The following is a 24,217-nucleotide window of genomic DNA, read 5'->3' as shown; positions in this document are numbered from 1 at the left end:
CGGTGGCCGTGCTCAGCTGTCGTTCTCACCTTCGAGTGTCCAACCACGGAGGCTGCCGCAGTACGCCGCCACGAGGCGGTGGCTGATCTGCGCCTCCGTGAGGCCGATGGTGTCTTTGAGGTCGAAGATCTCAAGGGGGTCGAACAGGATGTTCCAGAGGAAGTGGCCTTCGTCAGCAGCGGCACCGGCGGGACGTCGGCGGCGCCGCGGAGTTTGATCGGCTCACCGTTGATCCACAGTCCCCGGAGGGGGCGACAGTGAGGCTGCGGATGCCGAACGGTGTCGAGGTCGCGGCCGACCTCGGTCGATACGACGACGGTGGCGAGCTCGTGGTCGACATCGGGTGGTCACCCGCAGGCCGGTTGGCGTGACATGGAAGGTCACCTCGCGTGAGGCGTGCGAACGAACGGCCGGCGGGACCCTCTGCGACCGCACTTTCGACATTGCTGTCACTCGCCGTACGGAGTTCGACCTCGGCGAAGCGATGACCACCGCGCTCAGCGGGCCGGTGGGCCGGTTGTTCCGCGGACGACGAGTTTCGGGTCCAGGACGATCTCCGCGGGGGCTCGGGATTCGTTTTCGAGCCGGTCGGTGACGGCGTGGACCGCGGCTTGGGCGAGGCCGGCGGCGTCCTGGTGGACGGTGGTGAGGTCGATGTGCGACAGGTGCGACAGGTGGTTGTCGTCGAACCCGACGATCGAGATGTCGCGGGGGAACTCCAGCCCCGCTCGGCCGAGGGTGTGCATGAGCCCGATCGCACAGCGGTCGTTACCGGCGAGGACTGCGGTCGGCAGGGTGTCTTCGGTGAGCAGTAGCCGGGCCGCGGCCATGCCCGCTTCTTCGTCATGCGCGCCGGGCAGAACGCGGTCGGGCAGCCCGTGCCGCCGCACGGCCGCGCGGTAGGCCCGGCGGCGGTCGGCGGAACCCGGTTCCTTGCCGCCGTCGACGTGCACGATGTGGCGGTGCCCGAGCTCCACCAGGTGGTCGACAGCCTGCCGGATCCCCTTGGTGTCGGCGGTGTGCACGCTGTCCACCAGCGCGCCCGGTAGCCGGCGCCCCACCACGGCGGTGACGGCGCGCCGGCCCAGTGCGTCGAGGGCCGCGCGGTCGGCGTTCGGGCCGAGCAGGATCAGGGCTTCGCACCGGTGGCTCAGCAGTGCTTCGACGGCTTTGGCCTCGTCGCGGCTCGGCGCGGTCGCCGACAGCAGCACGTCGTAGCCGAGCCGCTCGGCCTCGGGGTAGATGCCTTCGACCAGGTCGGCCTGAAACGACTGGTGCACGGTGACCATCACGCCCAGTGTCCGGCTGCGCCCGCGGGCAAGCAGCCGGGCGGCGTTGTCGGGGCGGTATCCGAGCTCTTCGGCGGCGGCGAACACGCGGTCCCGGGTTTCCTGGCTGGCGCCGGGCTGGCCGCGGAACACCAGCGAGACGAGCGCTCGGGAGACACCGACTTTCGCGGCGACGTCGGCCATCGTCGGCTTCGCCGACCTGCTCGTGGGTTCGCCGTCGTGCACGTCCGCTCCGCCTCTGCTCCGTTGGCCGGATCTGCCGGGCCGATTCTTCCAGGCCCTTGACATCCGGCGGCCGAGGACAGCATAGTTCCTGCCACTAGAGCGCGCTAGTAGAGCGCGACAGTGACCGCGGTGCGGCGGAGGTGCGCAGGTGGAACGGCAGTTCGAGGTGCTGACCATGGGCCGGGTGGGGGTGGACGTCTACCCGCGGCAGATCGGTGTCGGGCTGGAGGACGTCACGTTGTTCGGCAAGTTCCTGGGCGGCAGCGCGACCAACGTGGCGGTCGCCGCGGCGCGCCACGGCCGCCGGTCGGCCGTGATCACCAAGGTCGGCGCCGACCCCTTCGGCCGGTTCGTCCGCAAGGCCCTGACCGGCTACGGCGTTTCGGACCGCTTCCTCGGTGAGTCGGCGGACCTGCCCACCCCGGTGACGTTCTGCGAGATCTTCCCGCCGGACGACTTCCCGCTCTATTTCTACCGCGCCCCCAAGGCGCCGGACCTCGACCTGACGCCGGGCGAGTTGGACTTCGACGCCATCCGGGCCGCGGACGTCTTCTGGGTGACCGTCACCGGGCTGAGCCAGGAACCCAGCCGCACCGCGACCCTCGCCGCGCTGGAGGCCCGCGGCCGCCGCGGCGTCACCGTGCTCGACCTCGACTACCGGCCGATGTTCTGGATCTCGCGCGATGAGGCCCGGTACTGGGTCGGCGAAGCGCTCGGCCAGGTCACCGTCACGGCCGGGAACCTCGACGAGTGTGAGACCGCGGTCGGTCTGCGCGACCCCCGCGAGGCCGCGAAAGCCTTGCGCGGCAAGGGAGTCTCGCTCGCGGTGGTGAAGCAGGGCCCGCGCGGCGTCCTGGCCGTCGACGACGACGGCGCCGTCGAGGTCCCGCCCGTGCCGGTCGAGGTGGTCAACGGTCTCGGCGCCGGGGACGCCTTCGGTGGCGCGCTCTGCCACGGCCTGCTCTCCGGTTGGGACACCCGCCGCGCGATCGAGTTCGCCAACGCCGCCGGCGCGCACGTCGCCGGTGAGCTGTCCTGCGCCGATGCCATGCCCACCGAAGCCCAGGTGCTCGCCAAGCTCGCGGAGGCCACCCGTGTCTGAGCGTGTCCGCCGGATCGTCACCGCTCGCGTCCAGGACCCGGGCGCGATCACCGAGGCCGCGGCCAAGCGGGTCAGGGCGAAGTCCGTGCTCGGCGACCACGGCCGGGCCATGATCATCGCCGCCGACCACCCGGCCCGCGGCGTGAACGCCGTCGGCGGCGACCCGGCCGCGATGGCCGACCGCGGTGAGCTGCTCGACCGTCTGTGCCTCGCGCTCGAACGGCCCGGCGTCACCGGGGTGCTCGGCACCGCCGACATCCTCGAGGACCTGCTGCTGCGCGGCGTCCTCGACGGCAAGAGCGTGTTCGGCTCGATGAACCGGGGCGGCCTGGCCGGCTCGGCGTTCGAGATCGACGACCGTTTCACCGGTTACGACGCCGAGACGATCGCCTCGCTCGGTTTCGACGGCGGCAAGATGCTCACCCGCATCGCGCTGGAGGACCCGGCGACCGCGGCGGCGCTGGAGAACTCGGCCCACGCGATCGACGGGCTGAACGACCGCGCCCTGATCGCGATGGTCGAGCCGTTCCTGTCCCGCTGGGACAACGGCCGGGTCCGCAACGACCTCACCCCGGATGCGGTGATCAAGTCGATCACCATCGCTTCCGGTCTCGGCAGGCGCACCGCCTATACCTGGCTCAAACTGCCGGTGGTGGATGACATGCCGCGAGTGCTGGCCTCCTCGACGCTGCCGGTGCTGCTGCTCGGTGGCGAGGTCGCCGACGCCGAAGCCGCCTTCACCGCCTGGCGGGAAGCGCTGGCCCAGCCGACCGTGCAGGGGCTGGTCGTCGGCCGTTCGCTGCTCTACCCGGCCTCCGGCGACGTCGCCGGCGCGGTCGACCGGGCGGTGAGCCTGCTGTGAACAAGCACCACCTGCCCGCGCTGTCCACGAGCGACGGTCCTTTCCCGACCGTCGTCACGCCGGAGTCCGCCGGCTGGGGCTTCTCCGGCTTGCGGATCCTCGATCTGCCTTCCGGCGGGTCGGCGACGATCGCGACCGGCGACGCCGAACACCTCGTGCTCCCGCTGTCCGGCAGCGCCCGGGTGAGCTGCGACGGCGAGACGTTCGAGCTGACCGGCCGCACCGGCGTCTTCGACGGCGTCACCGACTTCGCCTACCTCCCGCGGGACGCCCGCGCGACGATCACCAGCGACGAAGGCGGCCGCTTCGCGCTGCCATCCGCGCGGTGCGAGAAGCGGCTTCCCGCGCGGTACGGCCCGGCAACGAACGTCCCCCGCGAAGCCCGGGGCGTCGGAACCTGCGCCCGTGAGGTGCACAACTACTGCCTGCCGGCCACGTTCGACGCCGACCGGCTCCTGGTCTGCGAAGTGCTCACCCCCGGTGGCCACTGGTCGTCCTACCCACCGCACAAGCACGACGAACACGGCGACCACGAACGCGAGCTAGAGGAGATCTACTACTTCGAGGTCGACGGCGGCGGCATGGGCTACCAGCGCGTGTACGGCACCGACGACCGGCCCATCGACGTGCTCGCCGAGGTCCGCTCCGGCGACGTGGTGCTCGTGCCGCACGGCTGGCACGGCCCGTCGATGGCCGCGCCGGGTTACGACCTCTACTACCTCAACGTCATGGCCGGCCCCGGACCGGACCGGGCGTGGCTGATCACCGACGACCCGGCGCACGCTTGGGTCCGCGAGAGCTGGGGGAGCGCCCGATGAGGCTGACCACTGCCCAGGCACTCGTCCGGTTCCTGGCCGTCCAGTACAGCGAGCGCGACGGCGTCGAACACCGCCTGATCCCCGGCTGCTTCGGCATCTTCGGCCACGGCAACGTCGCCGGGATCGGCCAGGCACTGCTGCAAGCCGCCGAAACCGGCGAAGCCGACCTGCCATACTACCTGGCGCGCAACGAGCAGGGCATGGTCCACGCTGCCGCCGCGTACACCAAGACGCGCGACCGGCTGGCGACCTTCGCCTGCACCGCGTCCACCGGCCCCGGCTCCACCAACATGATCACCGGCGCCGCGCTGGCCACCACCAACCGCCTGCCGGTGCTGCTGCTGCCCAGCGACATGTTCGCCCGCCGCGGCCCAGATCCGGTGCTCCAGCAGCTGGAGGACCCGCGCGCCGGAGACGTCACCGTCAACGACGCGTTCCGCCCGGTGTCGAAGTACTTCGACCGGATCACCCGGCCCGAGCAGCTCATCCCCGCCGCGCTCGCGGCGATGCGGGTGCTCACCGACCCGGCCGAGACCGGCGCCGTAACGCTCTGCCTGCCTCAGGACGTCCAGGCCGAGGCTTTCGACTGGCCGGAGGAGTTCTTCCGCCGCCGCGTCTGGCACATCGGGCGTCCGCTTCCCGAGCCGGACGTGCTCGCCCGCGCCGCCGAGGCACTGCGGAACGCCCGGAAACCGCTGATCGTCGCCGGGGGAGGGGTCGTCTACTCGCAGGCCACCGAGCAGCTGCGCGCGTTCGCCGCGGCCACCGGCATCCCGGTTGCCGACACCCATGCGGGCAAGGGCGCGGTGCCGTGGGATCACCCGTGCGCGGTCGGCGGGATCGGCTCGACCGGCACCGCGTCCGCGAACGCCCTTGCCGCCGAAGCCGACGTCGTGCTCGGCATCGGCACCCGCTATAGCGACTTCACCACCGCGAGCCACACCGCGTTCGGCGACCCGGTGTTCGTCAACCTCAACGTCACGCGCCTCGACGCGGTCAAGCATTCGGCGATCCCCGTGCAGGCCGACGCCCGCCTCGGCATCGAAGGCCTGCACGCCGCCCTCGACGGCTGGCAGGTCGACAACGGCTACCGCACCCGGGTCCGACTGCTGGCGGACGACTGGCGCCGCACCACCGACGCTTGTTTCTCTCTCGGCCACCAGCCCCTGCCCGCGCAGACGGAGATCCTCGGCGCGCTCCACGACGTCCTGGACGACCTCGACGTCGTGATCAATGCGGCCGGTTCACTCCCCGGCGACCTCCAGATGCTCTGGCGCGCCCGCGACCCCAAAGCGTATAACGTCGAATACGCCTACTCCTGTATGGGCTACGAGGTCGCGGCCGGGCTCGGGGTCAAGCTGGCGGCACCGGACCGCGAGGTCGTCGTCCTCGTCGGAGACGGCTCCTACCTCATGATGGCCCAGGAGCTGGTCACCATGGTGTCCGAGGGGCTCAAGGTGATCGTCGTGGTCGTCCAGAACCACGGGTTCGCCTCGATCGGCGCGCTATCGGAGTCCCTGGGGTCACAACGGTTCGGCACGCAGTACCGCTACCGCGGCGACACCGGCCGGCTCGACGGCGGTGTGCTCCCCGTCGACCTGGCGGCCAACGCCGCCAGCCTCGGCGCGAACGTGCTGAGCGCGTCCACAGTGGATGAATTCCGGACCGCAATGACCCGGGCCAAGGCGGGCCGCGAGACCACCGTCGTGCACGTGGAAACCGACCTCTACGGCCCGAATCCGCCGGGATCCGGCTGGTGGGACGTCCCGGTGAGCGAGGTGTCCGAACTGGACACCACCCGCAAGGCCCGCGAAGACTACGCCGCCGCCAAGCGCGGCCAGCGGCACTACCTCTAGGAGAATCAGCGTGAAGACCATCGAACACCGGATCAACGGAACCGCCGCCGGTTCCGGCCGGGCGGCGCCGGTGTACGACCCGGCGACCGGACTCCAGCAGGCCGAGGTCCTGCTGGCCGGACGGTCCGAAGTGGACAGCGCTGTCGCCGCGGCGGGCAAGGCGTTCGAGTCGTGGGCTACTTCGTCACTTTCCCAGCGCACCCGGATCCTGTTCACCTTCCGTGAGCTGCTGGTGAAGCACGAGACCGACCTGGCGAAGATCATCTCGGCCGAGCACGGCAAGGTGATCGACGACGCCCGTGGCGAGATCGTCCGCGGCCGCGAAGTCGTCGAATACGCGTGCGGCATTGCCGACGCGCTCAAGGGCGGCTTCTCCGACCAGGTCTCCCGCGACGTCGACGTGCTCAGCTTCCGCCAGCCCCTGGGCGTGTGCGCCGGGATCACGCCGTTCAACTTCCCGGTGATGGTGCCGTTCTGGATGCACCCGATGGCCATCGCCACCGGCAACACCTTCGTGCTCAAGCCGAGCGAGCGCGTCCCGTCGGCGTCGAACCTTGTCGCCGAGCTCTACGCCGAAGCCGGCCTGCCCGACGGCGTCTTCAACGTCGTGCACGGCGACAAGGCCGCCGTCGACGCGATCCTTGGCCACCCGGACATCGCGGCGGTCTCCTTCGTCGGCTCGACGCCGATCGCGAAGTACGTCCACGAGCGAGCCACCGCCACCGGCAAGCGCGTCCAGGCACTGGGCGGTGCGAAGAACCACGCGGTCGTGCTACCCGACGCCGACCTCGAATTCGCCGCCGGCCACCTCATCGCCGCCGCGTTCGGCTCGGCCGGGCAGCGGTGCATGGCGATCTCGGTCGCCGTCGCGGTCGGCGAGGCGGCGGACGCGCTGGTCGCGACGTTGGCCCGCAAGGCCCGCGAGATCAAGGTCGGCCCCGGTGACGACCCGGCCAGCGAGATGGGCCCGGTCATCACGGCCGCGGCCAAGGACCGCGTCGAGAACGCCATCGCCACCGCCGCCGCACAGGGCGCCATCGTGGTCGTCGACGGCCGCGACCTGCCCGTCGAGGGGGACGGCTTCTTCACCGGGCCGTCGCTAATCGACCACGTCCGCCCGTCGATGGACGTCTACCGCGACGAGGTCTTCGGCCCGGTGCTCGCGGTCGTGCGCGCCGAGTCCCTCGACGACGCGATCGCCCTGATCAACGCCAACCCGTACGGCAACGGGACCGCGCTGTTCACCTCCAGCGGTGAGGCCGCGCGCCGGTTCCAGCGCGAGGTGCGCGTCGGGATGATCGGCGTCAACGTGCCGATCCCGGTCCCGATGTCCTACTACTCCTTCGGCGGCTGGAAGGACTCCCTCATCGGCGACAGCCCGATCCACGGCCCCGAAGGCGTCCGCTTCTACACCCGCCCCAAGGTCGTCACGACCCGGTGGCCGCGCGTCACCCAGTCCGTCGAAGCCGCCTTCCACTTCCCGACCTCGTCCTAGAAGGGACCCCTCCCCGTGACAACGACGTCCGCACGCACCGTCGCCGGCAACCTCTGCCTCGGCTCCGCGCCCGACTCCTGGGGCGTCTGGTTCCCCGAAGACGACCACCAGGTGCCCTACACCCGCTTCCTCGACGAGCTCGTCACCGCCGGTTACACCTGGCTGGAGCTCGGCCCCTACGGCTACCTGCCGACCGAGCCCCGCGAACTGGCCGATGCGCTGTCCGTCCGCGGCCTGCAGGTCTCCGGAGGCACCACCTTCGGCGCGTTGCACCGCCCGGAAGCGTGGGAGACGATGCTCGCCGAGACCCGCCGCGTCGCCGAGCTGACCGCCGCGGCCGGCGCGCACCACCTGGTGTTCATCCCGCCGATGTACCGCGATGAGAAGACCGGCGAATACACCGAAGGCCCGCAGCTGTCCGCCGAGCAGTGGAACTCCCTGGGCGGCCGGGCGAACGAGCTGGGCCGGATCCTGCTGGAGGAGTACGACGTCCGGCTGTGCCTGCACCCGCACGCCGACAGTCACATCCAGACCCAGCCGGAGATCGAGCGGTTCCTCAACGAGACCGACTCCCGCTACGCGAACCTGTGCCTCGACACCGGGCACGTCGCCTACGGCGGAGGCGACAACCTCGACCTGATCCGCCGCTTCGGCAAGCGCGTCGGGTACGTCCACATCAAGCAGATGGACCCGGCGGTCCTCGACCAGGTCGCCGCCGAGAACCTGTCGTTCGGGGAAGCGGTGAAGCGCGGCGTCTGCGTCGAGCCACCCGCCGGCGTGCCCGATCCCGCGTCGATCGTCGACGCACTGTCCACACTGGACGCGGAACTGTTCGTCATCGTCGAGCAGGACCTCTACCCCTGTGCCGCCGAGGTGCCGCTGCCGATCGCCGTGCGCACCCGCGAGTACCTGGCCGGGTGCGGCCTCTCCGGCCGCAAACGGCCCGCCGCCCGCTGAAGCACCCGACGCACCAGGGATCCACAGGGACACACACAGATACGCGCCGGTGGGGACCGGCGCACCCCTCCTGCACCAGGAGAAAACCATGGCACACGTCCACGCAACGACGCCGGTGACGGTTCCACTCGACACGAAAGGCCCGCACGGGCGCCGGCTCCGGCTGGTCACGATCATCGCCACCTTCGGTGGCCTGCTCTTCGGCTACGACACCGGCGTGATCAACGGCGCCCTGCCCTACATGGCCACCGACCTCGGGCTCACCCCGTTCACCGAGGGCCTGGTCACCAGTTCGCTGCTGCTCGGCGCCGCGCTCGGCGCGGTCGTCGGCGGGCGGCTGTCCGACCGGCGCGGCCGGCGCAAGAACATCCTCATGCTGGCCGTGATCTTCCTGCTCGGCACGCTGGCCTGTACCCTCGCCCCGACGACCGCGGTGATGGTGCTGGGCCGGTTCGTCCTCGGCCTGGCCGTCGGCGGCGCGTCGGTCACCGTGCCGACCTACCTCGCCGAGATCTCACCCACCGAACGGCGGGGACGGCTGGTCACCCAGAACGAGCTGATGATCGTCACCGGTCAGCTGCTCGCCTTCACGTTCAACGCGATCATCGGCAACGCCTTCGGCGAGTCCGGCGGCGTCTGGCGCTGGATGCTCGTCATCGCGACCCTGCCGGCGGTCGTGCTGTGGTTCGGCATGCTGGCGATGCCGGAGAGCCCGCGCTGGCTCGCGTCGAAAGACCGCTTCGCCGACGCGCTGGCGGTGCTGCAGCAGGTCCGCTCGGCGCAGCGGGCGCAGGCCGAGCTGGCGGAGGTCGAGCAGCTAGCGCTGGAGGACAAGAAGTCCCAGACCGGCGGCCTGCGCGATCTGGCGACCCCGTGGATCCGGCGGCTGGTGTTCGTCGGCATCGGGATCGCGATCGTCCAGCAGATCACCGGCGTCAACTCGATCATGTACTACGGCACGCAGATCCTGAAGGACGCCGGCTTCTCCGCCAATGGCGCACTGACGGCCAACATCGCCAACGGCGTCATCTCGGTGCTGGCCACGTTCGTCGGGATCTACCTGCTGGGCAAGGTCAACCGGCGGCCGATGCTGATCGTCGGGCAGATCGGCACGACCACGGCGTTGCTGCTGATCGGCGTGTTCTCCCTGCTGCTGCCCGCAGGTGAGGGCCGCGCGTTCGTCGTGCTGGCGCTGACCGTGACGTTCCTGGCGTTCCAGCAAGGCGCCATTTCGCCGGTCACCTGGCTGATGCTGTCGGAGATCTTCCCGCTCAAGCTGCGCGGGTTCGGGTTCGGCATCTGCGGGCTGGTTCTCTGGCTGACCAACTTCGCGATCGGCCTGACGTTCCCGGTGCTGGTCGACGCGCTGCACATCTCGAACACGTTCTTCATCTTCGTCGTCCTCGGTGTCGGCGCGATCACCTTCGTCGCGAAGGTCGTCCCGGAAACCCGGGGCCGATCGCTGGAAAACCTGGAAACCGAGCTGCACACGCGGTTCACCCGAGAGCCTGCCATCGCTGGAAAGGGAGCCTGACCGTGGCGATCCTCGTGGCTGTCACCGATTCCGAAGAAGGCGACCTCGCCCTGACCCGCGCGGTCGAGGAAGCCGAGTTGCGCCGCACCCCGTTGCTGGTCGCGAACCTGCGGCTGAGCCCGCTCGAAGCACCCGCCGACGCGAAGGTGCTCGAACGGCCGCCGAACACCGACGTCGCCGACTACGTCCTGGCCCTGCTCGACCAGCACGCCGGGGAGGTGGACCTGCTGGTCATCGGTATGAAACGCCGCTCACCGGTGGGCAAAGCCCTCCTCGGCAGCGTCGCCCAGCACCTGCTGCTGTCGGCGAACGTGCCCGTCCTGGCCGTCAAGACGGCCGACTGAGAAGGGAGAAACGCTCGTGACCGTACGAGTGGGTGTGATCGGGGCCGGTATGATCGGCCGGGACCACGTCCGGCGCCTGACCGACGTCGTCACCGGCGCCGAGGTCGTCGCCGTGACCGACCTCGACGCCGCCCGCGCCGGCGAGGTCGCGGCCACGGCGGGGGCCCGCGTCGTGCCGACCGCGGCCGACCTCATCGGACAGTCCGATGTGGACGCAGTGCTGGTCGCTTCGTGGGGCCCGACGCACGCCGAACACGTCCTGGCCGCCGTCGCCGCCGGGAAACCCGTGTTCTGCGAGAAGCCCCTGGCGACCGATGCCGAGGACTGCTTGCGGATCGTCGAAGCCGAGATCGCGGCCGGGCGCCGGCTCGTGCAAGTCGGGTTCATGCGCCGCTACGACAGCGGCTATCGCGAACTCAAGAAGATTCTTGATGCCGGGGAGATCGGCGCGCCGCTGATGGTGCACTGCGCGCACCGCAACGCCTCGGTGCCCGAGTCCTACCATTCCGGCATGGCGGCGCAGGACACCGCCGTGCACGAGATCGACGTCCTGCGCTGGCTGCTCGACGACGAGATCGTCGGCGTCCAGGTGCTGACCCCGCGACGCACGCGCCATGCGCACGCGGCGCTGCGCGATCCGCAGATCATGCTGTTCGAGACCGCATCGGGGATCCGGATCGACCTCGAAGTGTTCGTCAACTGCCGGTACGGCTACGACATCCAGTGCGAAGCGGTCGGCGAGAAGGGGCTGGCGCGGCTACCCGAGCCGGCCCGCGCCGCGGTCCGGACCGCGGGCGTGACGCGCACCGGCGTCCCGCAGGACTGGCGGGAACGGTTCGTCACCGCCTTCGACGTCGAATTCCAGGAGTGGGTCGACGCGGTCGCGGTGGGGGAGCCCCCCGGCCCGTCCGCCTGGGACGGGTACGCCGCCACCGTGATCACCGACGCCACGGTGGAGGCCTTGGAGTCGGGCCGGATCGTGAGCGTGGGCATGAAGGACCGGCCGGCCTTCTACGCCGGAGGTGCCCGGTGAAGATCGCCCTTGACCCGTACATGCTGAGGCACCTGCCGATGGCCGAGATGGTCCGGACCGTCGCCGACATCGGCTACGAGTACATCGAGCTGTCGCCCCGCGAGGAGTTCATGCCGTTCTTCCTGCACCCGCGCGCCGACGACGAGACGGTCGCGGAGCTGAAGAAGGTACTTCGCGAAACCGGCGTGTCGCTGTCCAGTGTGCTGCCGCTGTACAAGTGGTCCAGCCCGGACGAGGCCGAGCGGCAGGCGGCGGTCCGGTACTGGACGCGGATGATCGAGGTGACTGCCGAGCTCGGCTGTGACCTGATGAACTCCGAGTTCAACGGGCGCCCCGAGCTGGCGGCGGAAAGCGAAGCCGCGTTCTGGCGGTCGCTGGAGGAGCTGCTGCCGATCTTCGAACGCGAGGGTATTGCCCTGAACCTCGAAGCCCACCCGGACGACTTCTGCGAGGTCAACGACCCGGCCGTCGACCTCGTCCGGGCGATCAACAAGCCGTGGGTGAACTACTTGTACTGCGCGCCGCACACGTTCCACCTCTCGGGAGCCGACCCGGGCGCTGACGTCGGCCGGATGCTGCGCTACGCCGGTCCGAAGCTGGCACACCTGCATATCGCGGACTCGTTCAACCACAAGGGATCCTCAGGACTGCGCTACATCCTGAACCCGCCCGGCACGCCGGCGCGGATCCACCAGCACCTCGACATCGGCCAGGGCGAAGTCGACTGGGACGCCTTCTTCGGCACCCTGCGCGACCTGGAGTTCGACGGGGTCGCCACGGTGTGTGTCTTCGCCTGGGAGGAGCGGGCGGTCGAGTCGTCGAAGTTCATGCTCGACCGGGTCACGAAGGAGCTGGGATAGACGTTGTGAACACCGGCTGATCACCCGCGGCCGGCGAGCCGCTTCACCTGACCTGCAGGACGGGCAGGACGATCGCGGAGGGGTGCTGCGGGGTGTGGAACACCTGCTGGTCGGCTGTGCGGAGGGTGTGCGCGGTCGCGCGCGGTTCTCCTGTCCCGGGATTGCGGTTGTATCGGGGGAACGCGCCGCTGGAGACCTGGACCCGGATCCGGTGACCGCGCTTGAACCGGTGCGCGGTGGGCCACAGTTCGACGGTTGCGCAGTGGGTTCGATCGGCGTCGGCGAGTGCGGTGAGGCCATCGCAGACGTTGAAGGATCGTCCGCGTTCGTCCACATCGCACAACCGGACGAACACGTCCGCCGACGGCAGGCTGGACCGGAACCAGATCTCGGCACTGATTTCGCCGATCACCTCGACATCCTGTTCGAGGACGGCGGTGGTGTAGGTCAGTACGTCCGGTCGCGCCTCCAGTGCCGTGTTGTCGACGCGGCCGGCCCGCTGCGTCACCGTGATGCGCGCGCCACCGGCCGCCGGGGTGGGGTCGGCCGGGTCGTACCGGTAGCGGTCCGGAGTGGACTCGCCGGGTGCCTCGGCCGAGAGCAAGCCGTCGGTGTGGAGGTGGAACCGCTGTGGCGCGTAGCCGGGGGGCGGCCAGGAGCCGAAGTCCCGCCAGGTGTTTTCGCCCATGACGTACAGCCGCACCGCCGCCCGCTCCGGCGGGTGCTCGTCGCGGGCGTGGGCGAGCCCGAATTCCAGGGCTTCGCGCACCATCAGCCCACCCAGGGCGAGGGAGAAGTGCGGCCAGGGGCCGATGGTGAGCCGGGCGGGGCGCCCGGCTTCCTGCAGGGTCCGGAAGTCGCGGAGCTGACCGGGGAGGAAGAAGTCGTACCAGCCGCCGATCAGGCTGGCCGGCACGGTGATGTCGGCGACCCGCTCGCGGTGGTCCAGGGGCGCCCAGAACGGGTCGTCGGCGTCGTGGGTGAGGACGTTCTGGATGTAGTCGACGTGCGTTCCCAGCACCGCGGTGTCGGCTTGGTTCAGCGGAAGGGTGCGCATCGCCTGGAGTTTCTTCCGCTCGCCCAGCAGGTTGCGCAGCGTCGCGTGCGTGCGTTCCTGCTCGGCGACCTGGGTGCCCCAGAGGAACGGGATTTCCAGGGTGAAGCCGGATGGGGGGAGCCAGTCCAGGGTGAGCCCCGATTCGGACACCGCCGGGACGATGGCCTTGACCTGAGGTGGTAGCCGGTCGGCGACCGACCAGACGGTGTAGCCGAGGTAGCTGCCGCCGACCAGGATCATGGATTCGCCGAACCAGTCCTGCTTCACCACCCAGTCGAGGGTGTCCAGCCCGTCCTCGCGCTCGCACCGGAACGGGTCGAACACCCCGCCCGAGCCGAAGGTCCCGCGCGAACTGACGATCACCACCTGGAAACCCCGCTCCGCCAGCGGCCTGGCCAGCTGATCCGCGTTTGCGCCGGTCCGGCCGTAGGCGCTGCGCACCAAGGCCGTCGGCAACCCGGCACCGCCCGTTCGGGGGAACCAGCGATCGGCGAGCAGGGTGACGCCGTCGCGAACGGGTACCGGCAGATCGTGCTCGACGATCAGGGCGCGGGTCGTGGGCGCGGGGAGGTGCTGCAGGTGCTGGGTGAGCCGGCTGGTGAGGTTCATGGGCGGTGTTCTCCTGGTGGTTCGGGGGATGGGGGCATGAGGACCGAGGCGACGCGCAGGAGCCGGTCGGCCAGGTCTTCCGGCCGGAGCGGGTCCGCGTCGTCGACGAGCCATTCGCTGAGCAGCCGGCTCGCCCCTCCGATGAAGAAAGCGGCGAGGTCGCGCACGGTCGGCTCGTCCAGGCCCGCGTACTGCTCCCGTACGAAGATCCGGTTGAGGGAGCCGAACAGGTCGTCGAGCGTCCTGCTCATCGCGAAGGCGCACGAGCCGGTGAGCATGGCGCGGTAGAACACGCGGTGTCCGGCGAAGTGGTGAGCGAGGACCAGTACCTGCGCCCGCAGGTCATCGACCGGCTCGTCGACCTGCGGGAGAAGTTCCCGCTCCACCAAGTCGGCCGCGGCTGCCACGAGCAGTCCGTCCCGGTCCGCGAAGTGCAGATACAGGACCTTGCGGCTGACGTCGGCCGCGTCGGTGAGGTCGGTGACCGCGATGTCCGTGGTCTCCCGCTCCACCACCAGCCGCACGGCGGCGGCCAGCAAGGCGGAACGCGAACGCTGAACCCGGCGGTCCTGCACGGGCTGGGGCGATCCGTGACGCTGCATGCAGCACTATTACACACGTGTCACCAAAGGTACAAGTGTGTAATAGGGTGGCCCGCCGCTACGACCAGTCTTCCGGTTGGTCGATCGCGGCGTCGACGGTGTGCTCCAGTTGTGCCCGCAGGACAGGGCAGTCTCGAATGGGGTCGTTGCGGGGGCAGGTGAGCAGGTGCTCGAGTACTTGTTCCGCTTCACGGAGTTGCTGTACCTGCCGTTGCACGACGCGGATGGACTCGGCGATGACCAGCCTGGCGGCGGTCTGGTCGCCGGGCGGGTTTCCGGAGATGGCGGCGGCTGTGTCCGCCAGGCTCATCATGCCGTCGTGGTGGAGCAATCGGATGAGTGCGAGCCGGAGTAGCTCGTCACGGCCGTACGTGCGGACGGTCCCGCGTCGACCGGCCGGCCGGAGCAGGCCGATCTGGTCGTAGTAGCGCAGCGCGGACACGGCGGTGCCGAAGTATCGCGCCACCTCGCTGATCAAGTAACGCACGTCACCATGATCGCAGGGTGCGCTCAAGTCGACTTGAGCGGGCACGGTGGAGGCAGGTGATCAACGAAGGAGGACACCGTGGAGCGGTACGAGGTGATTGTGGTCGGCGCCGGACCGGTGGGGCTGTCGACCGCGTTGTTCCTGGCGGATCGGGGAGTCCGGGTACTGGTGGTGGACAAGCGCGACCCGCTCGACGGCCCGCCGCGCGCCAGCGCGAACGTGCGGACGTTGGAGCTGTTCCGGGCGATCGGGCTGGGGCCGGCACTGGATCGCGTTGGCTGGGACGGCCCGGCCGCGCTGCGCTCGGTGGTCAAAGACAGTGCGGTGGGTGCCGTGCGACATCGAGCGGGCCTGCCGGCCCGCCACGCGGATCGGTTGACCACGTGCAGCCCGATCGATGCCCGCCGCACGATGACGCAGTACGAGGTGCAGCGGATCGCGTTGGAGCAGTTGCGACGCCGTGGCGGACAGGTCCGGTTCGGTGTCGAGGTCGTCGGCTTCACCGTCGATGCCGAAACGGTGCACACCCAGCTGATCGATGCCGTCAGCGACCGCGAGCACCAGGTGGTCAGCAGCTACCTGATCGGGGCAGACGGCGCCCACAGCCGGGTGCGGAACCTGGCCGGAATCGACGTGCCCGACCGGCAGGTCGCCGGCCGGCTCAACACTGCGTTCTTCCGCGCCGACCTGCGTCGCCTGCTGCCGGAGTCCGCCACGCACTCGTGTTTCATTCGCAACGAACAGGTCCACTGCACCTTGTTCGCGAAAGGTGCGGCAGGGGACCGCTGGTCCTCGCACATCATGGATTACTCCGGCAAACCCGCCGAGCTCGCCCAGTTGTCACCGGAGCAGACCCTGCGGCTGCTGCACGCCGCGATCGGCGACGACACGGTGCCGATCGACCTGATCGAGTGCAATGCGTGGGAGGCGGCTTTCGGCATCGCCTCGGCGCTGCGTCACGGCCGGGTCTTCCTGGCCGGTGACGCCGCCCATGTGCAAAGCTCTGCCGGCGGGCTGGGCATGAACACCGGCATCCAGGACGGGCACAACCTCGCCTGGAAACTCGCCGCGGTACTGCGCGGGCAAGCCGGCGAGACTCTTCTCGACAGCTACGAGCCCGAACGCCGCGCCGCCGCAGAGGCGTCGCTGGCCGTGTCCCACGGTTTGCACGACGGACGCCAGGCCCAGGACACCGACCAGCTGTACGCGCAACTGGCCGACGACTACCTGCGCGGGATGATGTTCTACAGCTACGACTCCGGGGCCGTGCTCACCGATACCGCCGCAGAGATCGACGTCCTTGACGACCAAGCCGTACCCGGCCGCCGCCTGCCGCATCGATGGCTCACCGACGATGGCCACCGATTGTCCACACTCGACATCGTCGGTACACAGTGGACTTTACTGACCGGGCCGGCCGGTTCCGGCTGGCTCACCGCAGCCACCGACGGCCTCGACCTGCAAGTACGGCAGATCACCGCGGCCATGGTCGACGATGATCCCGCCGTGTTCGCCGAGATGGCCGGCACCGAGGCGGACGGCGCGCTACTGGTTCGTCCCGACGGGTTCGTGGCATGGCGGTCGGACAGCCTGCCCGCCGATCCGCACGACGCAGTCCGCTCCGCCGTGCACAAGGCACTCGGACACGAGGCAACCCGATAGCGGCCGGCTACTCGGCCAGGTTCTGGGTGCCGATCACCGAGAGCAGCTCCAGCTTCTCGGCGGCCTCGGTGCCCGGCCCGGCTGAGCAAAGGAGGATGTACAGGCCGCTCTCCGCCACCCGGAGCAGGTCGCAGTCCAGCGTCAGCAGGCCCACCTGCGGATGCTCGATCGTCTTGGGCCAGGCATCGAACCGTCCCACGACACCCGCGTCCCACAGCTCGGCGAACCGCTCACTGTGGGTACGCAATTCCGCGATCAGGCTCCGCAGCCGGCGGTCCGCCGGATACCGGTAGGCGGTCGTCCGCAGTTCGGAGACCATGCCGGCCTCGCAGGAACGCCGTTCCTCGGGCGTATACCGTGCGCGGGTCGGCACGCCCATGAAGGTGCGCCACACGTCGTTGCGTTCCCAGCCGCGCAAGCCGGACGGGTCGCCCATCAGCGCCGCGTACATCGAGTTGGCCAGCAGCAGCGTCATGGCCGCGTCGGAGACGACGACGGGTACGTCGACGAGCCGGTCCAGCAGCCGCTGGACGCTGGGCGTGAGGTACCCGGGCACCACGTCGGGACCGGGCGGAACCAGTCCCGCCAGCCCGAACAGGTATGTCCGCTCCTCCGCCGACAGCCGCAGCGCACGGGCCAGCGCCTCGACGACCTGTCCGGACGGGTTGGCCGCCCGGCCCTGTTCGAGGCGCGTGACGTAGTCGACCGAGATCCCGGCCAGCAGCGCCAGCTCCTCCCGCCGCAGACCGGCCGCGCGCCGGTGTCCACCGGAGGGCAGCCCCGCCGCGTGCGGGGGAACCCGGTCGCGCCAGCGCCGCAGCGCCAGTCCGAGTTCAGTCACGGTCATGCGCCCAGTGAACACCGCAGGCCGCGTACGCGCCTGGTACTCGCAGTCCCAGGAAGAAGGGTCTTCTGGCTGATCGCGCTGCCGCGCCGGAGTCTGGACGCATGACGACGACCCTGATCACCGGAGCCAACAAGGGCATCGGCTACGAGACCGCCCGACAGCTCATTGCCGCAGGCCACACGGTTTACGTCGGTGCCCGCGACGCCGAGCGCGGACGCCGGGCCGCCGAGCGGCTGGGAGCCCGGTTCGTCCTCCTCGACGTCACCGACGACGTCGCGGTCGAGGCCGCGGCCAAGACCGTCGAGGCGGACGGCGGCCTCGACGTGCTGATCAACAACGCCGGAATCGCGAGCAGGGCCGACGCCCACAGTGTGCCCACCGCCGCGACCTTGACGGCCGACCAGGCGCGGGACACGTTCGAGACGAACGTCTTCGGCGTCGTCCGCGTCACCCACGCCTTCCTGCCCCTGCTGCAGCGCTCGGCCGCACCGGTCGTGGTCAACGTCAGCGGCGGCCTGGCCTCGCTGACCCAACCTCTCCGACCCCGAACATCCCACGCACTTCTACCCGGGTATCGCCTACCCGGCGTCCAAGGCCGCCGTCAACATGCTCACCGTCCAGTACGCGAAGGCGTTCCCGGAGATGCGGATCAACTCCGTGGAGCCCGGCTTCATCAAGACGGACCTCAACGACAACACCGGCACGCAGACCGTCGAGCAGGGCGCCGAGATCGTCGTCCGCCTGGCGCAGATCGGTCCCGATGGCCCCACGGGGGGCTACTTCGACGCCAACGGTCCACTGCCCTGGTGAGTCACAGCCTGAGAAAGGGTCTCGATGACAATGTCGCCCACCCGCAGCGACCCGGCAGCTTCACCGGATCTGCTCCTCGTGCACGGTGCCTGGCACGGCCCGTGGGCTTGGGACCTGCTGCTTCCGAAACTTCCCGGCACCGTGCGCACAGTGGCCCTTCCCTCGTCCGGGACCGACCCCAGGGCCCTGGGCGGCTTCGCCGACGACGTCGAAGCGATCAGAACGGCTTTGGCGAAGAGCGCCGACCGGCCCACCGTCGTCGTGACCCACTCGGGGAGTGGTCCCGCAACGACCCAGGCGGTGTGCGGGCAGCCGCACGTCGTCGGTGTCGTGTACGTGGCCGCATTCGTGGCCGATGTCGGCCAGCGCATGTCCGACCTGTTCAGCGGCCCACCGCCGGCCTGGTGGGACCTGCATCCCGAAGAGGAGTACGTCGACGTGCTCACTCCATTGTCCGTCTTCTACAACGACGTGCCCACGGACATCGCGGAGTCCTGCGCCGCTCGGCTGACCCACCAGTCCCTCTCCGGAGGGCAGGCGCCGCTGACCGACGCCGCGTGGCGCCACATGCCGACGACTTACATCGTCTGCGACGAGGACCGCACCATCCCACCGTCCGTCCAGGAGCAGATGGCGGAACACGCGGTCCGGGTCCACCACCTGCCGAGCGGGCACTCGCCGTTCCTGTCGATGCCCGGCGAACTCGCCGCGGTGATCAGCCGCGAGAGTGACGAGTTCATGCGCGCCCGGGGTTCGGATTGAAGACCGGGTGGAAGCTTTCCGGCGGGGCGAGGTAGCTCGCCGGCAGCCCGCCGGTGTCGATGACGATCTGGTCGACGGCGTTGGCCGGGTCGACCATCCACAGCTTGAGGACGTGCTCGCCCGGCCGGTCCACGGTGATGCTCGTGGCCAGTTTCTCGATGCCCTCGACCACGTTGCGCGACCACGCGGCGGCGGACGTGACTCCCGTTCCCTTGAGGAGGATCGGGGTGCCGGAGTCGAGGCCGACGGCGAGCCGGCGGGTGCCGCGTTCGTCCAGTGAGGGCAGCCGGTACACCGTGACCGGGAAGGTGCCGGCCGTGGCGAAGCGGACGTTGTACTGGAGCTCGGGCGCCACGGTGCGGCTGTCGCCGTCGAGGCGCGCCGCGTCGAACGGCGCACCGATGACGGCGGCACCGGAGCGGCCGAGGCCGGGAACCGACTGCCAGGTCGCACCGGACCGCGGCACCAGGCGGTCGTAGTGCTCGGCCTCGATCGACACGTAGCCGTGTGCCTCGACGAACCCGATCGCCGTGGCCCGCCCCTGCTCGCCGTCGTTGGCGACCTGCAGCGGCACGGTCAGCGTCGTCCCCGCGCCGGTGATGCGCACCTGTGGGCTGACGGCACCGAGCGGGGCTGCGGCCCAGTCGACGCTGACCCAGATCCGCGCCTGGTCCGGGGTGGTCCCTGCTCTGGTGCTGACCTGCACCCAGGGGTGGCTGGGGGACGCCTGCCAGGACAGCGGGGCGAACCCGGTGTTGAAGACGTCGATGAACCGCCGGTTCCGGGTGTAGGAGGAGAACGTCAGGGGCCGGGCGACGCCGGTTTCGTTGCCCTCGGCGGCCACGCCGAGACCCACGGCACTGGTCCGGGTCCGTCTCGTCACGGCGGGCACCCGCGGTGCCTTGGGGACGTTGGCCGGGTACGGGTTGATGATCTCTTTCCACTTGCCCCCGGCGATCGCGGTGTTGTAGCGGCGGGTCAGCGCCTCCTCGTCGGCCTGGGCCCGCTCGGCGAGGTCGGCGAAGACGTTCACCCCGGCACCGCGGCCCTGCTTGACCGCGAGCGCGTTGCGGTCGGCGCACACGAACTTCAGGTTCATCAGGTACGCACCGGTCAGCGGATACAGCAGCAGCTCGAAGAAAGCGTCCTGATAGGACGATGGCAGCTGCCGGCCCACCGCCTCGGCGCGGCTGATCAGGCTCTGGTACGCCGCCATCCGCCGCTCGGCCTCGTCGCCGTGGTGGACGAGGGAGAAGACGCCGCTCTGGATGAACTCGGGGCGCAGCGCCGCGGCCAGCTCGTAGTAACCTTGCCGGATCTCGGCGATCTCCCGGGCGTACGCGGCGCCGAACTGGCGACCGGCCCACTCGGCCAGCCGGGGTTGCACGTCCTCCGCGCGCCACCGGTCAATGTCCCAGGCGAGCTCCATCGCGAGCGACAGCCCGGTTTCCTGCGACTTCAGGTCGCCGACGTTGACGATCCAGGTGTGGCGGACCCCGTTGTCGTAGGCCCGGCGCAGCTCCTGCCAGATCTTGGCGGGCGCGGTGGTGTCCAGCCACAGGTAGCTCTTCGGCGATCCCCAGTAGGAGATGTGGTAGTACAGGCCGTTGCCGCCGGGCCGCTGCCGCTCGGCCGCCGTGGGCAGCTGCCGCATGTTCCCGTGGTTGTCGTCCGGCCAGATCAGCGTCACGTCGTCGGGCACCCGGACCCCGGCGTTGTAGAGGTCGAGCACTTCCTTGTACGGGATGAAGATCTGCGGCGCGGCCCCGACCTCTTCCGCCAGGATCCGGCGCTGCTGGGTGATGATGTCGTTCATCACCGCGACCCGCTCGGCCGTGGTCTTGGCGTTCTTGGTGACCAGGCCCGAATCGTGGATGCCGCGCATGCCGACGGTCCAGACGTTTTCGTACCGGGCGTTGGCTTTCGCCCGGGCCCGCCAGTAGTCCAGGATCGTCTTCGGGTTGACCGTGTAGTCGTACTCCGGGAGGCTGCCGTCCGGGTTGCGGTGCGCCTGCGCCCACGGCTGCCACTCGAACACGTTGTTGCGCAGCAACGCCTCCGGGTGGCTGGAGCCGACGACGATGCCGTACTCGTCGGCCAGGCGCGGGTTGTCGGGGTACTTGTTGAAGTGGTCCGATTCGGGGTGCATGGCCGGCCACAGGTAGTTCGCCTTGAGCCGCAACATCAGTTCGAAGATCCGGGTGTAGGTGACCGGCCCGATGTGCTTGCCGGGCTCCGCCGTCCGATACGCCCACTGCGACAGGTTGTCCTCGTCGTTGAGGAAGATGCCGCGGTACCGGATCGCCGGCTCGCGCCGCTTCTCCGTGGCCGTCGGCAGGGTCACCGTGTCGCGGCGCGGCACCGGCACGTCGGCCCACCAGTACCACGGGGAGACGCCGATGCGCTCGGACAGGTCGTAGACGCCGTAGATGGTGCCGCGCCGGTCGCTGCCGGCGATGACCAGCGCGCGGTCGACCCCGGCGAGCGGCGCGTCGACGACCTGGGTCACCGAGGCCTCCCAGCGCCCGGCGACTTCGGAGACGTCGAGGCGGCCGGACGCGACGAGTTTGTCGATGACCGGGCTGTGGCCGATCGTGCCGATCAGCACCGCCGTGCGGGACAGCCCGGCGGTGCGGTTGGTCAGGATGGGCAGCACCCCGCTGACCCGCTCGATGTCGGCCTGCAGGTCGCCCGCCACGCGGCGGACGGCCACGTCGTCGGCCGCGTCCACGAACACATCGGCGGCGACGCCGCCCGCGACCAGGGAAAAACCGTCCCCCGCGGCGGAGGCCGACCCGGCTGCGAGCAAGCCCACCGCGGCCGGGGTCAGCGGTAGCGCCCCTGCCGCGGCCAGCCCGCGCAGGAACGACCGGCGGGACGGCGCGGCTGCGTGGCCACCCGGATGGCCCGACGGCGTTGCGATCACGGGCGTATTCCCTTCGGTATGGCTGCTTGGCGGCGCCGCGGCTGGAAATGCTGATCACATCTTCTTTGTTTCCGCGGCCCGGGCATCCGGTCTTCTGTCAAATGGTCAATCCGTGCCGACGAGGCTACCTTGAATTTAAGAACCGCGCAGGTCAGATGTCAACAGTTTCGCTGAATTCGACGATCGATTCGCCCGGGTGTCACGGTGCCCTGCTGAACGCCCTTGCGCCATCCATGGGAAAGCGAGCCGCCACTCGGCGGCGCCTGACGCGACGCGGGCAGCGTCGCGCTGGTAAAGCATGGGGTAGAGGTAAAGTCGGAATGGTTCAGAGGGGCCCGGGATCGGTTCGGCGCAACTCTGTGTCGTCGTTCGAAGAATCTTTGGGCATGCGCAGATATTTCCGCCGACGTCGGACACGTAGCGATGACATCGCACGGCGCGCCCGCGTGGCGGGGAAAATTGTCACTGGAACGACTTGGACACCATCAAACCGGAATCGTCGGACTCAATCGGAGCCGGTGGTGAGTACGTCTCGAGCGGCACAGGACCGCGATGCCGGCCGGGGGAGTGCGGCGGGCCGGGTGCCGGATCAGCGCCACCCGGCCCTGTCGCGTGGGCCGGTCAGGTGGGGTCACTTCCGGATCCACTTCTGGTTGCCGGCGCCGCTGCACGTCCACAGCTGCACTCGGGTCCCGTTCGCGGTGCCTGCGCCGGTGACGTCCAGGCAGAGCCCGGATGGGCGGCCGACGATGGTCCCGTCGGCGGTGAGGTTCCACTGCTGGTTGGCGCCGCCGGTGCAGTCCCAGATCCGGACCGCCGTGCCCGGAGCCGGGGCTTGACCGGGCACGTCGAGGCACTTGTTGCCGTAGACCTGCAACGCGCCGTCGGACAGCTGGGTCCACTGCTGGTTGGTGCGGCCGGTGCAGTCCCAGATGTTCAGGAGGGTGCCGTTGGCAGTGGCCGCTCCGGGCACGTCCAGGCACCGGTTGGACCCGGCGCCGCGCAGCACCCCGGCGGTGCCGTCGCCGTTGTCGTTCAGTCCCCAGCCGTAGCGGAGCCGGTCGAGCCCGGAGCGGTTGGTGACGGTCAGCGAGAGGTTGGTGCCCGTGCCGGTGAGGGAGGTGATCGCACAGGAGGCGTTGAAGCACGGGCCCGGGCCGGCGGTCTGGTCGGCTCGTTTGACTCCCGTCCACAGCAACGATCCCATGCCCAGGCTGCGCACGGTGTCGGTGAGTGCGTAATAGTAGGAGACGTTGTTGTTGCCGTCGCGGGGGCCGTTGTAGTTGACGCCGGTGGTCATGGGCACGCCGAACTCGGTGAGCACGGCGCGGTCGGCATAGCCGCACAGGCGGCCCTTGAAGCTGGCGATCCACGCGGCCTCGGTGGGGTGGGTCTCCCCGCCCAGGGTGTACATGTGGATCGACAGCAGGGTGCCCTTCAATCGTGAGTCGGCGCCCACCGCGCACAGGTCGATGTCCGACCACAGGCCGGGAATGACCATCCGGCCACGGGGCACGGCGGGATAGCGCGCCAGCCAGGCGGCGGCGAGGTCGGTCAGTTCGGTGGCGCTGTACCCCCAGGGTTCGTTGAGGAGGTCGAAGGAGAACCGGCTGTTGCCGCCGTACTTGGCGATGACGGTGTCCCACATCGCGTAGAAGGCGTTCATGTTCGTGATCCGGCCGCTGCCCGGCTGTGTCCAGGGGGCGATCATGACGTTCATACCGAGCGCGGCGGCCGCGTCGTAGGCCGCTACGAGGCTGTTCCACCAGGACGACGACGTGGTCTGCGGGTTGATGCCGAACCGGATCGTGTTGGCGCCCAGGTTCTGGAAGCCCTTGAGGATCGGGGTGGCCTTCGCGTAGGTGGTCGCATAGCTGTCCGATGTGGACAATCCGATGGGGACGTTCGGGTCGGTCAGGTAGTTGTCCCGGTAATCGGCCCAGTTCACCCCGTGGAACTGGTTGGTGGCGGCCTGCGCCGGCGGACCGGTGCCGGCCTGGATGCCGAGGCAGCCCAGCACCAGGGCGAGGACCAGCCCGATCGAGGCGGTACACCGCGGCCGGTGTCCGGTTGATCTCAT

Annotated in this window: 20 protein-coding genes and 1 pseudogene; 14 read left to right on the top strand and 7 right to left on the bottom strand. The window is 69.8% G+C overall.

Annotation, left to right across the window (positions count from 1 at the left end; translation table 11 throughout):
* Positions 1–497: 497 nt before the first annotated feature.
* Complete coding sequence (locus tag A3CE_RS0110110; RefSeq protein ID WP_020639966.1) at positions 498–1,514, bottom strand: LacI family DNA-binding transcriptional regulator; 1,017 nt, start codon at positions 1,512–1,514, stop codon at positions 498–500.
* Positions 1,515–1,662: 148 nt separating this feature from the next.
* On the opposite strand from A3CE_RS0110110, the gene iolC reads away from it, so the two are divergent.
* The 10 genes from iolC (at position 1,663) to A3CE_RS0110060 (ending at position 12,375) form a co-directional block, all read left to right on the top strand.
* Positions 1,663–2,616, top strand: a complete 954-nt coding sequence (iolC, locus tag A3CE_RS0110105; protein ID WP_020639965.1) for a 5-dehydro-2-deoxygluconokinase — start codon at positions 1,663–1,665, stop codon at positions 2,614–2,616.
* Positions 2,609–3,478, top strand: a complete 870-nt coding sequence (locus tag A3CE_RS0110100; RefSeq protein ID WP_020639964.1) for a Cgl0159 family (beta/alpha)8-fold protein — start codon at positions 2,609–2,611, stop codon at positions 3,476–3,478. The genes iolC and A3CE_RS0110100 overlap by 8 nt, the downstream gene beginning before the upstream one ends.
* Positions 3,475–4,296, top strand: coding sequence for a 5-deoxy-glucuronate isomerase (gene iolB, locus A3CE_RS0110095; RefSeq protein ID WP_020639963.1), 822 nt, complete (start codon positions 3,475–3,477; stop codon positions 4,294–4,296). The genes A3CE_RS0110100 and iolB overlap by 4 nt, the downstream gene beginning before the upstream one ends.
* Complete coding sequence (gene iolD / locus A3CE_RS0110090; protein WP_020639962.1) at positions 4,293–6,152, top strand: 3D-(3,5/4)-trihydroxycyclohexane-1,2-dione acylhydrolase (decyclizing); 1,860 nt, start codon at positions 4,293–4,295, stop codon at positions 6,150–6,152. Before iolB ends, iolD begins: the two co-directional genes overlap by 4 nt.
* 10 nt (positions 6,153–6,162) lie before the next feature.
* On the top strand, positions 6,163–7,647 hold the full coding sequence (locus tag A3CE_RS0110085; protein ID WP_020639961.1) for a CoA-acylating methylmalonate-semialdehyde dehydrogenase: 1,485 nt from the start codon (positions 6,163–6,165) through the stop codon (positions 7,645–7,647).
* A 15-nt stretch (positions 7,648–7,662) separates the two neighbouring features.
* A complete protein-coding gene (locus A3CE_RS0110080) occupies positions 7,663–8,604 on the top strand; it encodes a TIM barrel protein (RefSeq protein WP_020639960.1) in 942 nt (313 codons plus the stop codon).
* An 88-nt stretch (positions 8,605–8,692) separates the two neighbouring features.
* Entirely contained in the window at positions 8,693–10,138 is a 1,446-nt protein-coding gene (locus A3CE_RS0110075; protein WP_020639959.1) for a sugar porter family MFS transporter, read from the top strand.
* 2 nt (positions 10,139–10,140) lie between these two features.
* Entirely contained in the window at positions 10,141–10,482 is a 342-nt protein-coding gene (locus A3CE_RS0110070; protein ID WP_020639958.1) for a universal stress protein, read from the top strand.
* Positions 10,483–10,498: 16 nt separating this feature from the next.
* Positions 10,499–11,515 (top strand): Gfo/Idh/MocA family oxidoreductase, encoded by a 1,017-nt coding sequence (locus tag A3CE_RS0110065; protein ID WP_026468335.1) that lies wholly within the window; start codon positions 10,499–10,501, stop codon positions 11,513–11,515.
* On the top strand, positions 11,512–12,375 hold the full coding sequence (locus A3CE_RS0110060; protein WP_020639956.1) for a sugar phosphate isomerase/epimerase family protein: 864 nt from the start codon (positions 11,512–11,514) through the stop codon (positions 12,373–12,375). The genes A3CE_RS0110065 and A3CE_RS0110060 overlap by 4 nt, the downstream gene beginning before the upstream one ends.
* Before the next feature lie 43 nt (positions 12,376–12,418).
* Here A3CE_RS0110060 and A3CE_RS0110055 read toward each other — a convergent pair whose 3' ends face one another.
* Genes A3CE_RS0110055 through A3CE_RS0110045 form a run of 3 tightly spaced genes read right to left on the bottom strand, consistent with a single transcriptional unit; the run spans position 12,419 to position 15,130 of the window.
* The gene (locus A3CE_RS0110055; protein WP_020639955.1) at positions 12,419–14,041 is read right to left on the bottom strand and encodes a CocE/NonD family hydrolase; all 1,623 of its coding nucleotides are present in this window, start codon (positions 14,039–14,041) and stop codon (positions 12,419–12,421) included.
* Complete coding sequence (locus tag A3CE_RS50725) at positions 14,038–14,643, bottom strand: TetR/AcrR family transcriptional regulator (RefSeq protein ID WP_043790778.1); 606 nt, start codon at positions 14,641–14,643, stop codon at positions 14,038–14,040. Before A3CE_RS50725 ends, A3CE_RS0110055 begins: the two co-directional genes overlap by 4 nt.
* A 58-nt stretch (positions 14,644–14,701) precedes the next feature.
* The gene (locus tag A3CE_RS0110045; protein WP_020639953.1) at positions 14,702–15,130 is read right to left on the bottom strand and encodes a MerR family transcriptional regulator; all 429 of its coding nucleotides are present in this window, start codon (positions 15,128–15,130) and stop codon (positions 14,702–14,704) included.
* Between the two features lie 78 nt (positions 15,131–15,208).
* On the opposite strand from A3CE_RS0110045, the gene A3CE_RS0110040 reads away from it, so the two are divergent.
* On the top strand, positions 15,209–16,792 hold the full coding sequence (locus A3CE_RS0110040) for an FAD-dependent oxidoreductase (RefSeq protein WP_020639952.1): 1,584 nt from the start codon (positions 15,209–15,211) through the stop codon (positions 16,790–16,792).
* A gap of 7 nt (positions 16,793–16,799) precedes the next feature.
* On the opposite strand, the gene A3CE_RS0110035 is transcribed toward A3CE_RS0110040, so the two are convergent.
* Complete coding sequence (locus A3CE_RS0110035) at positions 16,800–17,639, bottom strand: helix-turn-helix transcriptional regulator (RefSeq protein ID WP_020639951.1); 840 nt, start codon at positions 17,637–17,639, stop codon at positions 16,800–16,802.
* A 101-nt stretch (positions 17,640–17,740) separates the two neighbouring features.
* Here A3CE_RS0110035 and A3CE_RS59260 point away from each other — a divergent pair.
* The 3 genes and pseudogenes from A3CE_RS59260 to A3CE_RS0110020 form a co-directional block, all read left to right on the top strand.
* Positions 17,741–18,097 (top strand): annotated as a pseudogene (locus tag A3CE_RS59260) (SDR family NAD(P)-dependent oxidoreductase); the annotation flags it as partial.
* A gap of 148 nt (positions 18,098–18,245) precedes the next feature.
* Positions 18,246–18,449 carry a Rossmann-fold NAD(P)-binding domain-containing protein gene (locus A3CE_RS59255; protein ID WP_020639949.1) on the top strand — a complete coding sequence of 68 codons (204 nt, stop codon included), beginning with the start codon at positions 18,246–18,248 and terminating at the stop codon, positions 18,447–18,449.
* A 24-nt stretch (positions 18,450–18,473) separates the two neighbouring features.
* The gene (locus A3CE_RS0110020; RefSeq protein ID WP_084641458.1) at positions 18,474–19,211 is read left to right on the top strand and encodes an alpha/beta fold hydrolase; all 738 of its coding nucleotides are present in this window, start codon (positions 18,474–18,476) and stop codon (positions 19,209–19,211) included.
* On the opposite strand, the gene A3CE_RS0110015 is transcribed toward A3CE_RS0110020, so the two are convergent.
* Complete coding sequence (locus A3CE_RS0110015) at positions 19,186–22,137, bottom strand: glycosyl hydrolase 115 family protein (protein WP_020639947.1); 2,952 nt, start codon at positions 22,135–22,137, stop codon at positions 19,186–19,188. The two genes, A3CE_RS0110020 and A3CE_RS0110015, sit on opposite strands and share 26 nt — an antisense overlap.
* Positions 22,138–22,768: 631 nt before the next feature.
* Positions 22,769–24,217: a ricin-type beta-trefoil lectin domain protein gene (locus A3CE_RS0110010; RefSeq protein ID WP_020639946.1), complete on the bottom strand. Its 1,449-nt coding sequence runs from the start codon at positions 24,215–24,217 to the stop codon at positions 22,769–22,771.

Source organism: Amycolatopsis balhimycina FH 1894, from assembly GCF_000384295.1.
GTDB lineage: Bacteria > Actinomycetota > Actinomycetes > Mycobacteriales > Pseudonocardiaceae > Amycolatopsis > Amycolatopsis balhimycina.
The sequence above is the reverse complement of the archived record's forward strand: the minus strand, read 5'-3'. Positions and strand labels throughout refer to the sequence as shown.

Coding starts and splice junctions, on each gene's coding strand:
- iolD (WP_020639962.1), top strand. CDS start 4,293: ATGAGGCTGACCACTGCCCAGGCACTCGTCCGGTTCCTGGCCGTCCAG.
- A3CE_RS0110075 (WP_020639959.1), top strand. CDS start 8,693: ATGGCACACGTCCACGCAACGACGCCGGTGACGGTTCCACTCGACACG.
- A3CE_RS0110055 (WP_020639955.1), bottom strand. CDS start 14,041: ATGAACCTCACCAGCCGGCTCACCCAGCACCTGCAGCACCTCCCCGCG.
- A3CE_RS50725 (WP_043790778.1), bottom strand. CDS start 14,643: ATGCAGCGTCACGGATCGCCCCAGCCCGTGCAGGACCGCCGGGTTCAG.
- A3CE_RS0110035 (WP_020639951.1), bottom strand. CDS start 17,639: ATGACCGTGACTGAACTCGGACTGGCGCTGCGGCGCTGGCGCGACCGG.
- A3CE_RS59255 (WP_020639949.1), top strand. CDS start 18,246: ATGCTCACCGTCCAGTACGCGAAGGCGTTCCCGGAGATGCGGATCAAC.
- A3CE_RS0110020 (WP_084641458.1), top strand. CDS start 18,474: ATGACAATGTCGCCCACCCGCAGCGACCCGGCAGCTTCACCGGATCTG.
- A3CE_RS0110010 (WP_020639946.1), bottom strand. CDS start 24,217: ATGAGATCAACCGGACACCGGCCGCGGTGTACCGCCTCGATCGGGCTG.